At 59.2% G+C, this 13,712-nt stretch carries 11 protein-coding genes; 2 read left to right on the forward strand and 9 right to left on the reverse strand.

The genetic code is table 11. The annotated features are described in order from the left end of the window. Positions 1-397 precede the first annotated feature (397 nt). From HKK57_RS13255 to exaC, 9 genes are all read right to left on the reverse strand, one after another. Complete coding sequence (locus tag HKK57_RS13255) at positions 398-1,171, reverse strand: LexA family transcriptional regulator (RefSeq protein ID WP_169390270.1); 774 nt, start codon at positions 1,169-1,171, stop codon at positions 398-400. Positions 1,172-1,396: 225 nt separating this feature from the next. Continuing rightward, a complete protein-coding gene (ppa, locus tag HKK57_RS13260; protein ID WP_003176323.1) occupies positions 1,397-1,924 on the reverse strand; it encodes an inorganic diphosphatase in 528 nt (175 codons plus the stop codon). 111 nt (positions 1,925-2,035) lie between these two features. After that, a complete protein-coding gene (locus HKK57_RS13265) occupies positions 2,036-2,848 on the reverse strand; it encodes a zinc-dependent peptidase (protein ID WP_029292286.1) in 813 nt (270 codons plus the stop codon). A 6-nt stretch (positions 2,849-2,854) separates the two neighbouring features. Continuing rightward, a complete protein-coding gene (locus tag HKK57_RS13270) occupies positions 2,855-3,511 on the reverse strand; it encodes a DedA family protein (RefSeq protein WP_029292285.1) in 657 nt (218 codons plus the stop codon). 288 nt (positions 3,512-3,799) lie between these two features. Next, positions 3,800-4,258, reverse strand: a complete 459-nt coding sequence (locus HKK57_RS13275; RefSeq protein ID WP_029292284.1) for a GNAT family N-acetyltransferase — start codon at positions 4,256-4,258, stop codon at positions 3,800-3,802. Between the two features lie 105 nt (positions 4,259-4,363). Beyond that, a complete protein-coding gene (gene eutC / locus HKK57_RS13280; RefSeq protein WP_169390271.1) occupies positions 4,364-5,206 on the reverse strand; it encodes an ethanolamine ammonia-lyase subunit EutC in 843 nt (280 codons plus the stop codon). Continuing rightward, the gene (locus HKK57_RS13285; RefSeq protein ID WP_092230694.1) at positions 5,203-6,597 is read right to left on the reverse strand and encodes an ethanolamine ammonia-lyase subunit EutB; all 1,395 of its coding nucleotides are present in this window, start codon (positions 6,595-6,597) and stop codon (positions 5,203-5,205) included. Before HKK57_RS13285 ends, eutC begins: the two co-directional genes overlap by 4 nt. A gap of 52 nt (positions 6,598-6,649) precedes the next feature. Then, entirely contained in the window at positions 6,650-8,083 is a 1,434-nt protein-coding gene (gene eat, locus HKK57_RS13290) for an ethanolamine permease (protein WP_029292281.1), read from the reverse strand. Positions 8,084-8,295: 212 nt separating this feature from the next. After that, the gene (exaC, locus tag HKK57_RS13295; protein WP_029292280.1) at positions 8,296-9,816 is read right to left on the reverse strand and encodes an acetaldehyde dehydrogenase ExaC; all 1,521 of its coding nucleotides are present in this window, start codon (positions 9,814-9,816) and stop codon (positions 8,296-8,298) included. Positions 9,817-10,107: 291 nt separating this feature from the next. Here exaC and HKK57_RS13300 point away from each other — a divergent pair, with 291 nt between their 5' ends. Both HKK57_RS13300 and HKK57_RS13305 read left to right on the forward strand, forming a co-directional pair. Beyond that, complete coding sequence (locus tag HKK57_RS13300; RefSeq protein ID WP_070995632.1) at positions 10,108-12,027, forward strand: sigma-54-dependent Fis family transcriptional regulator; 1,920 nt, start codon at positions 10,108-10,110, stop codon at positions 12,025-12,027. 406 nt (positions 12,028-12,433) lie between these two features. Beyond that, entirely contained in the window at positions 12,434-13,534 is a 1,101-nt protein-coding gene (locus HKK57_RS13305) for a hypothetical protein (RefSeq protein ID WP_154906540.1), read from the forward strand. The last annotated feature ends 178 nt before the right edge of the window (positions 13,535-13,712 follow it).

Consider the following 13,712-nt stretch of genomic DNA (forward strand, 5'->3'; position numbering starts at 1 on the left):
AACTTCAACCTGTGGCGAGGGAGCAAGCTCCCTCGCCACACAGCTATTCAGAATGCGAGTCTTTTGTCCCCCCACTTCATCGTCGGATGAGGTCAAGTGGCGTTGAACGCCATCGGACAGGGACGAGCCTGAAACGCCCGTGATAGCTGAGCTATCGGCAGGATTCTCGGATGGAACAGGTTTATTTCGGACAATTAAAAAGCCGGCTTGTGGCCGGCTTCTCGGGGACTGGTTAAGTCTATTTTTGGTAAACCTCACCAGCCTTCAATCGTTCACTCAAGCGCTCGCCCAAGTGATAAAGGGGGCATCGGCGGGAACTCCTCCGCGTCGCCGGGCAGGGTGTGTGGGCTTTACGCCGACCCTGCCAAATGTGCCGCGCATGTTACTCACATTTATTTCATTTTCCCAGCGCCTGGTCTGATTTAGAGCTGTCGTGGCCGATCAGGTGGTCGTCCAGCGGGACGGGAGGGCGGCGTTTGTTGAGGGTGGACCACCAGAACACCCAGCCCAGGATGTGGACGTTTTGCTCGAAGCGCTGGTCGTAGGTCAGGAGTTCGTCGGGGTGTTCGTTGCTGTTGTGGCTGCGGATGCGCAGGCCGCCGCCGGGTCGGTTGTAGAGGTATTTGATGCGCAGCATGCCGTCGTGTTCGAGGGCGTAGATCTCGCCGTCGATGATTTGCGTGCGGCCGCGGTCGATGGCCAGGATGGCGCCGTCCTGGATGATGTCGATCATGCTGTTGCCAACCATATAGGCTCCCAAGGCGCGGTCGGCGGTGACATTGAGTTGTTCCAGGGTATGCAGGGACAGGCGTAGGGTTTCCTGGGCGTTGAAGGAGGCGTGGAGGGGGACTTCCACGTCGACTTTTTCCGGGCCGCTGCTGGGGTCGCAGAGGTAGTGGCCGCAGTCTTCGCGTGCGGCGGCGTTGTTTGCGCGGTTGGAGCCTTCCAGGTGGTAGTTGGTCGGCGGGTGTTTGGGGCCTTCGCCGGTACGCAGCCAGCGGCTGGTGACACACAGCAGTTCTGCTATTTCGTCGAGCCGGGCCATGGGCACGCCACGCTTGAACCAGTTATTGACGTGCTGGGGCGTGACGTCGCGATTCTTGGCGAAGTCGGAGGCGGAAAGATGCACTTCCCTAAGTAACGTTCTTAAGCGATCACCTGATGTATTCATAAACGCAGAGTTTACTGGCCGGAAAACTAGATCAAATAAACCATGCGTTGAGTTGGTGTATGTAGGTATTTCCTTATTGCAAGTAAAGTCTTGATTGAATTGAGATTAGTTAAACGTTAGTTGCTGTTTTGTTTATATAAATGAACTTGCCGTTTATTTTTTCCCACAAAAAAAGCCCCGAATGATCGGGGCTTTTTTGATTGCCGTGGCAATGAGTAGCGGGTATCAGCCTTTGTAGGCAGCTACCGACTTCATGATCTCGGCGCGGGCGGCGTCTGCGTTGCCCCAACCGTCGATCTTCACCCATTTGCCTTTTTCGAGGTCTTTGTAGTTCTCGAAGAAGTGCTTGATCTGCTCCAGCAACAGGGGCGGCAGGTCGGTGTATTCCTTCACGTCGACGTACAGCTGGGACAGCTTGTCGTGTGGCACGGCGATAACTTTGGCATCGCCGCCGCCGTCGTCGGTCATGTTCAGGATGCCCACCGGGCGAGCGCGGATGACCGAGCCTGGGGTGACCGGGTAAGGGGTCACGACCAGCACGTCGAGGGGGTCACCGTCGTCAGCCAGGGTGTTAGGGATGAAACCGTAGTTGGCCGGGTAGAACATCGGGGTGGCCATGAAACGGTCAACGAACAGGCAGTCGCTGTCTTTGTCGATTTCGTATTTGATCGGCGCGTGGTTGGCCGGAATCTCGATGGCGACGTAGATGTCGTTCGGCAGGTCTTTGCCAGCCGGAATCTTGCTGTAGCTCATTGGGCGTTGCCCCCGTTGGTGGCCAGGTAAATTGGCCGGATTGGCCTAAAAGTGGCGGCGATTATAGGCATATTCCTGTGCCGATGCCACGCGCCAGACGTCGTACGGTACTTAGCCTTCAGTCTGATAGCGCAGGTCGCTGGCCTGCAGATGTTTCAGGCGGGCCAGGGGATCCTGGCGGTAAAAGTGGCTCAGTTGCTCGTAGACCTGTGGATAACTCTCAGTGAGTAAATCCGGTGCACTGAAAAAATACTCGCTGGTGACGGCAAAAAATTCCGCAGGGTTTTCCGCCGCGTAGGGGTCGATGGCGGTTTCGGCGTCGGGGTTGTGGTCGAGCTGGCGGTTGAGGTCGTCATAAGCGCTCTGCATCACGCTGGCCCACTCTTGGACGCGCATGTCGTGGTGCAGGGGTGGCAGGCCGTTGGCGTCGCCATTGAGCATGTCGAGTTTGTGTGCCAGTTCGTGGATCACCAGGTTGTAGCCTTCCCAATTGCCACTGGCCAGCACGCCCGGCCAGGCGAGGATCACCGGGCCTTGCTGCCAGGCTTCACCACTGTGTTCGCCGTCCCATTCATGTTCCACGCCGCTGGCGTCGCGATGGCGCTGGGGGCTGCGGAAGTCATCGGGGTAAAGGATGATTTCGTGGAAACCCTGGTACCAATCCAGGTCGCCCAGGTTCATCAGCGGCAGTTGCGCCTGGGCGGCGAGCAGCAGGCGTTGTTCCTGGTGCAGTTCGACGCCGGGCAGGGCGGTGAGGTGCTTTTCGGCGAGGAACAGCACGCTGGCCTCACGCAACCATTGGTCCTGTTCGGCACTGATACCGTCGAGGAAGGTCAGGTGATGGCGCACCCGCTGCCAGGTGTCATCGGCAACGGGATGCTTGGCCAGGAGGCGCCGGCGACGCCAGGCGCTGAGGGACCACATGGCCGATCAGTGCGGCTTGGCTTCGGATGAGGTGCGGCCAAAGCGGCTGCGGGCTACGCCAATGATCATCGGCACCAGCGACAGCAGGATGATGAACACCACCAACAGCGAGAGGTTTTTCTTGATGAACGGTACGTTGCCGAAGAAGTAGCCGAGGGTGACCAGGCCGCCGACCCAGAGGATGGTGCCCAGCACGCTGAAGCCGAAGAACCGCGGGTAAGGCATTCTGGCAACACCGGCGACGAACGGCGCGAAGGTACGCAGGATCGGCAGGAAGCGCGCCAGGGTCACGGTTTTGCCGCCGTGCTTGTCGTAGAAATCGTGGGTTTTTTGCAGGTAGTCGCGACGGAAGATTTTCGAGTTGGGGTTGCTGAACAAGCGTTCCCCAGCGGTTCTGCCGATCACGTAGTTGGTACTGTCACCCATGATCGCCGCCAGCATCAGCAGGCCGCCCAGCAGGACCGGGTCCATGCCGCCGCCTGCAGCTACGGCGCCGGCAATGAACAGCAGCGAATCGCCCGGCAGGAACGGCATGACCACCAGGCCGGTTTCGCAAAAAATCACCAGGAACAGGATGGCGTAGATCCACGGACCGTAATTGGTTACCAGCAAGTCGAGGTACACGTCGAGATGCAGGATAAGGTCGAGCGGGTTGAAATCCATGGATGGCACCTGTGTGGACGGCCTGGCTCAGCGGGCCTGTGCGGAAGCTTCGGGCAATAAGGCTACAGGCGTATGCCGGTTTTCTTACAGTCCTAAAAGGTCGGCATTATACGGATTGAATGATGAAATGCGTGTTGGTTTTGTAGCGGGGGATGTCGCAGCTATTCTGCCTAGCACTGATCCAAATGTAGGCGCTGGCTTGCCTGCGATAGCATCACCGGGGTCTGACCGACACACCGAGGTGCCTGCATCGCAGGCAAGCCAGCTCCTACATTTTTTTGCGGTGTTTCAGTCTTCGCTGATCGGGAGCGTGTAGTTCTTGAACTCGGTGTCTTCACGAAAGCCCATGGACTCATAGGTCTTCTGCGCCACGGCGTTATCGCTGCTGGTCGATACGCGCAAGCGCACGGCATTGGTTTCCTTGGCCATCTTTTTTGCGGTACGCATCAGGTTATCGGCCACCAATTGGCGCCGGGCATCCTCGGCGACGTAGATGTCGTTGAGGATCCACACCCGTTTCAATGACAGCGAAGAAAAGCTCGGGTACAGCTGGCAAAAGCCGAGTAGTTTGCTGTCGTCGTCATCAGGCAGGGCCAGGTAGATTACCGATTCCTTGCGCCGCAGGCGCTTTTCCAGAAAGGCCCGGGATGAGTCAGGAAAGGGCAGCGCGCCATAGAACTCACGGTATTTGACGAATAACGGGGTCAACAGGTCCAGGTGTTCCAGAGTCGCTTGAGTGATCCGCATGCTAGGCCTCAACTTCTATAGGAATACGACGGCAAACGGTCCTTTACTCGGGCGCCCGCTGCTTGATGCTGCCTAAAGCGGCGAAAAATCGCAATCGTGCTGGCATCACTCCTTGGGCGGGCTGAGCAGGAAGTTGCCTTTCATCAAGTCCGGATCATCCGTTTCCAGGGTCTGAACCTGCGCCTCGTCCTTGAGGTTGACCCCCGACAGCTGTCGCCGGCAGGCCTCGCGCATCAAGTACAGCAAACGGTGGGCCGCCATGCCGTAGCTCAGGCCCTCCAGGCGCACGTTGGAAATGCAGTTGCGGTACGCATCGGTCAGGCCCACCTTGGGGTTGTAGGTGAAATACAGCCCCAGGCTGTCCGGCGAGCTGAGCCCCGGCCGTTCGCCGATCAGGATCACCACCATTTTGGCGCCGAGCAACTGACCGACTTCATCGGCGACCGCGACCCGGCCTTGTTCCACCAGAATCACCGGCGACAACGACCAGCCTTCGGCGTGGGTCTGTTCTTCCATGCGTGTCAGAAACGGCACGGTATGTTTATGCACCGCCAGCGCCGATAAACCATCGGCCACCACCACCGCCAGGTCCACGCCACCCGGGTTGGCCAGGGCGTAGTCGCGCAGGGTCTGCGCCGACTCATCGCTCAGGCGCCGCCCCAGGTCCGGGCGCTGCAGGTAGCTATGGCGGTCGGGGGCGGCGCTGTGCAGCAACAGGCTGTCGCGGCCGCGCTCGGCCATCTGGCTGCTCAGGCCGGCATGGTCGAACGGTAGGTGCACCGCGTCCCGCGCCTGGGCGTGGGCGAACTGGAAGTCCAGTTGCGCGCCGGTGGGGATGCTGGTGCCGGTGCGGCCCAGGGCAATCCTCGCCGGGGTCAGGCGCCGCAGTTCCAGCCATGGGTTATCGCTTGGAGGTGTGTCGGTCTGCACTTCAGGCTCCTTCTTCATCCCAATTGCGCCAAGGCATGGCGGAAGGCTGGTGGCAGGTTGTTGCCAAACTGCACCTTGCCATCGGCTTGCGTGAAGATGCCCATTTTCGCCAGCCACTGTTCGAATTCCGGCGCGGGCTTGAGCCCCAGGGTCTGGCGGGCGTAGAGCGCGTCGTGAAAGGACGTGGTCTGGTAGTTGAGCATGATGTCGTCGGAGCCCGGGATGCCCATGATGAAGTTGATCCCGGCCACGCCCAGCAGGGTCAGCAGGGTGTCCATATCATCCTGGTCGGCTTCGGCATGGTTGGTGTAGCAGATGTCGCACCCCATGGGCACGCCCAGCAGCTTGCCGCAGAAGTGGTCTTCGAGGCCGGCGCGGATGATCTGCTTGCCGTTGTACAGGTACTCGGGGCCGATAAAACCGACCACGGTGTTGACCAGGAACGGCTTGAAATGCCGCGCCACGGCATAGGCGCGGGTTTCGCAGGTTTGCTGGTCGATGCCAAAGTGCGCGTTGGCCGACAGGGCGCTGCCTTGCCCGGTCTCGAAATACATCAGGTTTTGCCCCAGGGTCCCGCGATTCAGGCTCAAGCCCGCATCGTAGCCTTCCTGCAGCACATTCAGGTTGATCCCGAAGCTGGCGTTGGCCGCTTCGGTGCCGGCAATCGACTGGAACACCAGGTCCAGGGGCACGCCCCGGTTGATCGCCTCGATGGAGGTGGTGACGTGGGTCAGCACGCAGGCCTGGGTCGGAATCTCGTAGCGCTGGATGATCGCGTCGAGCATCTCCAGCATGGCGCAGATCGAGGCGATGCTGTCGGTGGCCGGGTTGATGCCGATCATGGCGTCGCCGTTGCCGTACAGCAGCCCGTCGAGGATGCTCGCGGCAATGCCCGCCGGTTCATCCGTAGGGTGGTTGGGTTGCAGGCGTGTGGACAGGCGCCCGCGCAGGCCCAGGGTGCCGCGAAACTGGGTAACGACGCGGATCTTCTGCGCCACCAGCACCAGGTCCTGCACGCGCATGATCTTCGACACGGCGGCGGCCATTTCCGGGGTTAGCCCCGGCGCCAGGGCGCGCAGGCTATGTTCGTCGGCGGCGTCGCTGAGCAGCCAGTCGCGCAAGCCGCCGACGGTCAGGTGGCTGACCACGGCAAAGGCTTGCTGGTCGTGGGTGTCGATGATCAGCCGGGTGACTTCATCGCTTTCGTAAGGGATCAGCGCCTCTTCAAGGAAGTGCTTCAACGGGATATTGGCCAGGGCCATTTGCGCCGCAACCCGTTCGCCATCGTTCTGCGCGGCGACGCCTGCGAGAAAATCCCCGGAGCGTGCGGGACTGGCCTTGGCCATCACGTCCTTGAGGCTGTCGAAACGGTAGGTCAATGCACCGACCGAATGGGAAAAACTTGCCATACAGACTCTCCATGACGACGCGGGCGCTGGCCCGCATCGTGGTTTACGGCGTTTAGTGCAAGGCGGCCTCTGCGGCCTGGATCGCCGCGAATTCTTCTTCCGGCGTGCCTGCTACCAAGTGATGCCGACTGTAGAAAGCAAAGTAAGCAATTAATACTCCATAGATGATCGCCGCGCCAATCACCACGCGTGGATCCACCAGGAAACCCGCCACGACCGCGATACAGGCCAGTATCAGGGCCAGGCCCGAGGTGAAGATGCCACCCGGCGTGCGGTATGGACGCTCCATTTTGGGGCGACGGATGCGCAGGGTGATATGCGCGGCCATCATCAATACATAGGAAATGGTCGCGCCAAACACCGCCACCAAAATCAGCAGGTCGCCCTGGCCGGTCAGCGACAGGCCGAAGCCGATGATCCCGGGGATAACCAGGGCCAGTACCGGCGCCTTGCTTTTATTGGTCTGCGACAGCTTGCGCGGCAGGTAGCCGGCGCGGGACAGGGCGAAGATCTGCCGGGAGTAGGCGTAGATGATCGAGAAGAAACTCGCGATCAGCCCGGCCAGGCCCACCAGGTTGACAAAGCTGCCCATCCAGGTCGAACCGCCGTAGGCCAGGGCCAGGGACTCCACCAGCGGGTTGCCGGACTTGACCAGCGCCAGGGTACCGGCGCCACCGGGTGCGATCACCAGGATCAGTAGGGCAAAGCTGGTCAGCACCACAATCGCGCCGATCAGGCCGCGGGGCAGGTCGCGTTTCGGGTTCTTGGTTTCTTCGGCGGCCAGGGGCACGCCTTCGACCGCCAGGAAGAACCAGATCGCGTAGGGGATCGCGGCCCACACACCGACATAGCCAAACGGCAGGAAACTGCTGGCGCCCTTGGCCTCGGTCACGGGGATATCCAACAGGTTGGCGACGCTGAAGTGCGGCACCATCGATACCAGGAACACGCCCAGGGCAATCGCGGCGACAGCGGTGATCACAAACATCAGCTTCAGCGCTTCCCCGACACCAAAGATGTGGATGCCGATAAAGATGATGTAGAACGCCAGGTAGATCATCCAGCCGCCGATGCCGAACAGCGACTCGCAATAGGCGCCGATAAACACCGCAATGGCGGCGGGGGCGATCGCGTACTCGATGAGGATCGCCGTGCCGGTGAGGAACCCACCCCAGGGCCCGAATGCACTGCGGGCAAACCCGTAGCCACCGCCGGCGGTGGGGATCATGGAAGACAGTTCAGCGAGGGAAAAGCACATGCACAAGTACATGGTGGCCATCAGCAATGTGGCGAGGAACATCCCGCCCCAGCCGCCCTGGGCCAGGCCGAAGTTCCAGCCAGCGTAGTCGCCGGAGATCACATAGGCAACGCCGAGGCCGACTAACAGCACCCAGCCGGCAGCGCCTTTTTTCAGTTCACGTTGTTGGAAATATTCGGAGTCGACTTTTTCGAAGTCGACGGAGGATCCTGTCGGTTCGCTAGGCATGGGGAAGTACCTTTGGTTCTTATTGTTTTATCCCGACTGACTTGAGCCGGATGAGATGCCGAGTATTTATGATGATTCAGTGTGGGAGCTGGCTTGCCTGCGATAACGGTTTCACATTCAACATGAGTATTGGCTGTACTGGCCTCATCGCAGGCAAGCCAGCTCCCACACTTGATTGCATTTCAAGTGTGGGAGTGTGGTGCTGACGAAACTTAGAAGAAACCCAGTGGGTTGATGTCGTAGCTCACCAGCAGGTTCTTGGTCTGCTGATAGTGATCCAACATCATCTTGTGTGTCTCACGACCCACACCAGACTTCTTGTAGCCACCAAACGCCGCATGCGCGGGGTACAGGTGGTAGCAGTTGGTCCACACGCGCCCGGCTTTGATCGCCCGGCCCATGCGGTACGCACGGTTGATATCGCGGGTCCACAAGCCTGCGCCCAGGCCGAACTCGGTGTCGTTGGCGATCGCCAGTGCTTCGGCTTCATCCTTGAAGGTCGTGATGCTCACCACCGGGCCAAAGATTTCTTCCTGGAACACGCGCATCTTGTTGGTACCCTTGAGCAGGGTCGGCTGGATGTAATAGCCGGTGGCCAGATCGCCGGTCAGTTTTTCCACTTTGCCGCCGGTCAGCAACTCGGCACCTTCGCCCTTGGCGATTTCCAGGTACGAGAGGATCTTGTCGAACTGCTGCTCGGACGCCTGGGCGCCGACCATGGTGTCGGTATCCAGCGGGTCGCCACGCTTGATCGACTCAACCTTCTTCATCACCACTTTCATGAAGTCGTCGTAGATCGACTCTTCCACCAGCGCGCGGGATGGGCAGGTGCACACTTCGCCTTGGTTGAAGAACGCCAGCACCAGGCCTTCGGCGGCCTTTTCGATAAATTGCGGCTCGGCTTTCATGATGTCGGCGAAGAAGATGTTCGGCGACTTGCCACCCAGCTCAACGGTGGACGGAATGATGTTCTCGGCCGCGCAATGCATGATGTGCGAGCCCACCGGGGTGGAGCCGGTGAAGGCGATCTTGGCGATGCGCTTGCTGGTGGCCAGGGCTTCGCCGGCCTCCTTGCCGAAACCGTGAACCACGTTCAGCACGCCGGGTGGCAGCAGGTCGCCGATCACTTCCATCAGCACGTTGATGCCCAGTGGGGTCTGCTCGGCGGGCTTGAGTACCACGCAGTTGCCGGCGGCCAGGGCTGGCGCGAGTTTCCAGGCGGCCATCAGCAGGGGGAAGTTCCACGGGATGATCTGCCCGACCACGCCCAGGGGCTCATGGAAGTGGTAGGCGGCGGTGTGTTCGTTGATCTCGGCGCTGCTGCCTTCCTGGGCGCGGATGCAGCCAGCGAAGTAGCGGAAGTGGTCGGCGGCCAGGGGGATATCGGCGTTGAGGGTCTCGCGTACCGCTTTGCCATTGTCCCAGGTTTCGGTGATGGCCAGCAGTTCCAGGTTCTGTTCAATACGGTCGGCGATTTTCAGCAGCACCAGCGAACGGTCCTGGGCCGAGGTCTTGCCCCAGGCATCAGCGGCGGCGTGGGCGGCGTCCAGCGCCTTGTCGATATCCTTGGCCGTGGAGCGCGGGAAGTCGGCGATGGGCTTGCCGTTCACCGGCGAAGTATTGGTGAAGTAGTTGCCATCGACCGGTGCCACAAATTCGCCACCGATGTAGTTGCCGTACTTGGCCTTGAACGAAACGATAGCGCCTTCGGTACCAGGGTGTGCGTAACGCATGGTGGGTATCTCCTGACTTCTTATGTTTATTGGAGTGCAGCATTGCTGCGCTTGATAAAGCGTAGAGCAAAGGTCGGGCCAGCGCCCTGCAGCGCAGGTAAATCAAGGGCTTGGGGTTTGTTGCAAGGCTTTGCTGTGACACCGACGGTACAGTCAGGGTGACACTTTGTGCCACAAGCGATACAGCTTGTGACCCATGGGTCGCCGCGGGATTGCAATGCGCCCAGGCCTGGAGGATGCTGGGCGTCCCGGTCCGCGGTGTGTCCCGCGCAACAGGAGAACAATAAGAACATGCACAACGATCATTTCAGCCGCCATGCCCGGCAAGTCCTGACCGTCACCCGTGGGCAAGACCCGTTGCACGGTCCTGGCAGCGACCCATCGATTGCCCGCTCCTGGCTGCGCTGCGTAGAGGACTATCACCTCGACCCGACGTTGACCGTCGCGCCCACGGTGCTCGAGCATGAGCGCCTGCTGGAAAGCCGCGAGCGCCTGCAGCAAGTGCTGCACATCGCCGGCAACGAAATGAACAGTTTGCATCAACAACTCTCCGGCGCCGGCCACGCGGTGCTGCTGACCGATGCGCGCGGGGTGATCCTCAATTGCGTCACCGCGCCCAGCGAACGCAAGGTATTCGAGGGCGCCGGGTTATGGCTCGGAGCCGACTGGAGCGAAGCCTGCGAAGGCACCAACGGTATCGGCACCTGCCTGGTGGAGCGCCAGGCCCTGACCATTCATCGCGATGAACACTTTCGCGGTCGCCATACCGGGCTGACCTGCTCGGCGAGCCCGGTGTTTGATCCCCATGGCGACCTGCTGGCGGTGCTTGACGTGTCGTCGGCCCGCGAAGCGGTATCGCGCCAGAGCCAGTTCCACACCATGGCGCTGGTCAATCTTTCGGCGAAGATGATCGAGAGCTGTTATTTCCTGCGGCACTTCGAAAATCACTGGTTGCTGCGTTTCCACCTGCAGGCCGAATCCGTGGGCCTGTTCAGCGAAGGGCTGCTGGCATTCGACGGCGAAGGGCGGATCTGTGCGCTCAACCAAAGTGCGCAGAACTTGTTGGGCCTGCCACGGGGGCGCTTGCTGGGCCTGCCGGTGGAGATGTTTTTCGACTGCACCCTGGATCAATTGCTCGGTCGCGCCAATGCCAGCGCCAGTTGGCCTTTGCGTACCCGCGACGGGCGCAGCGTGTTTGCGGTACTGCGTGGCGAGGCGCGGCGCGCCCCGAGCCCGGTGGTGTCGGCGCCGCCGCCGGTCGAGCGGCCCCGGCTGGCGGGGATCTGCCTGGGAGATGAGGCGCTGCAGAGCGACTTTCGCAAGGCCTTGCGGGTGTTTGAGCGGGACGTACCGTTGTTGGTCAATGGCGAAACCGGCTCCGGCAAGGAGGCCTTTGCCAAGGCCGTCCACCATGCCAGTCAGCGCGCCGACAAAGCCTTCGTGGCCCTGAACTGCGCAGCCATCCCTGAAAGCCTGATCGAGAGCGAGCTGTTCGGTTATCGCGGCGGCAGTTTCACCGGGGCCCGTAAGGAGGGCATGCGTGGCAAGCTGCAACAGGCTGACGGTGGCACCTTGTTTCTCGATGAAATCGGCGATATGCCTTTGGCCCTGCAAACCCGGCTATTAAGGGTGCTGGAAGACCGATTGGTGGTGCCCATCGGCGGTGAACCGCAAGCAGTGAACGTGCGCATTATCAGCGCAACCCACCGTGATTTGTTGATGCGGGTGGCCGACGGCACCTTCCGTGAGGACTTGTACTATCGCCTCAATGGTCTGGAGGTCGCGTTGCCGGCGTTGCGTGAGCGTAGCGACAAGTCGCAGCTACTGGACTTTGTGCTGGCCCAAGAGGCAGAAGGGCAGGGGATAGAACTGGATGGCGATGCCCGTCAGGCGCTGCTGGACTTTTCCTGGCCGGGGAACGTCCGGCAACTGCGTACGGTGCTACGTACCCTGACTGCGCTGTGTGACGGTGGGCGGATAGGGTTGGGCGATTTGCCGGCAATGATTCGCCAGGTGCCCTCCCAGGTGCAAATTACCGTACCGCGGGAAAAACAGCCGCTGGAGGACGCAGAGCGCTTGGCACTGCTGACCACGCTCGAACAGCAGCGCTGGCATATGACCCAGGCAGCAGAACAGTTGGGTGTTAGTCGTAATACGCTATACCGCAAGTTACGCAAGCATGGTATCGCTTTGCGCTCCGCAGCAGAGTGACGTCAAGGGAGATCCCTGCTCTCTTACTGTCTTTTGGAAGACTCGCCCACGCTCGCCTTTTACAAAAGGTACCGGTGGGCAAGTCGGCGATGTTTTGATCGCATTTTGTAGTGCGTAAATTTGTTTGATATGAAGTTCTTATGAAGCTTATGCGGCGGGCGGCTGGCTGGAAACAATTTTTTTCTGGTAGTGGCTATTTAATATTTTTTTGCTTTGGGTGCTGTTCGAAGTAATGGGCGGTTGTTTTGCTTGGGGCAAAATTTCATATCCGATTTTAAATATGTGTTGGGTGGAACTAAGTGTTGTGTTTTTTATACTTAGGGGTAAGGGATGAGTCATTGCGTTGGTTGTTTGGTTTAGGGATAAGTAAAATTAATAGTTACATATCTATACGATGGGTGAAAACATGAATATTACAGGCTCCCCTGTTTCAACCTCCTTTCAGGTAAAGGACCGGGTATCCGAGGCGCCGGGCCAGCAGGCAGCTGCCGGCACGAAAGGGGCCTCAGATTGGAGCGCGTCCGGGGATAAGCAGAAGACGCAAGCATCCAGCGAGGGGAATACCGCTGGTGAATCCTTGGATGGAATCAATACACGGACTAAGAGGGGGTTTAAGGGAGGGGCCTCCAAAATTTATTCTTTTGTAAGTCCAAAGCCCCCCAAGACTAATTTGATAGCAAATGCTTATAAACCGACCTCTGTTCTGGGCCCTACCCGGCCAGTAGGCCCCTCAAACACCCAGGGGGTGACTAAATTCAGGGAGATGGTGTTCAAAACGCAGCACCCAGGCTTATCACTCACTGGCCCGGCCAAACCCGCTGTTGCCAAACCGAAAACATTCGGTGATGTGGCGTCCAATCTGGTTTCAGCTGATCGTCTGGTCAAGGCCGGGGTGTTCAAAACGGACACTAGCTTGAAAACCGTCACGCGGGATGCTTTTGTGAACGCCTCCGTAAACGGACTTGTCAGCACTCCGCTGAGTATTGGTACCTACGCGGGGTCTGTCTGGACGGGCGAAACCATCAAAGGTAATTTTGCTGCCAATACCCCGCTACTTCCTCCGGCTCATCAGCCTGCTCCAAGCCAGACGGCTAATGCGGCTCCTGCGGCGGGAAGTGGTGCGGTAGAACAAGATGCTGCATTGCTTAAGTCGCGTACAGAAAATGCTGAGTTAAAAATGACGTATGCCGTCAATACGATTCAGGCCATGGTTGAAGGGGGAGATGGCAAGGCCCTGGAAAAAAGTTCGACATGGCCAGTTGATACAAATGAACGCATTGATTTGATGGAAAAGATTTACGATGTGGCCGAAAAAAACATGGTGGAAGTTTCGGCGCAAAACGGCTTTATTTACAAGCCATATAAGGATGATTCAGCAGTCGGGTCGAAAAGTGTTAGTGCCAGATTGGATGCGCTGGATAAAAGGTATGAACATCTCAATAGTAATGGTATAGGCAGGCTTCTGGCTGTGCGGGAGGTGGAGACGAGAAAGTCTCAGACGGCGTGAGGCAAGTTTCATTGTTTCTGATTCGTTAGCTAAAGTGCATTTGTTTGTTTCACCAAGAGTGCGCAATCAAGCTTGGTACTGTGCAGCAATGGCCAAGTACCAGGCGTGATTGCAACTCTTCGGGGCGCAGTAAAAGAGTGCGATTTTCCACGCCCTGCGCTAACCTGCCTCGATGTTT

Source organism: Pseudomonas sp. ADAK21, from assembly GCF_012935735.1.
Taxonomy (GTDB): Bacteria; Pseudomonadota; Gammaproteobacteria; order Pseudomonadales; family Pseudomonadaceae; genus Aquipseudomonas; species Aquipseudomonas proteolytica.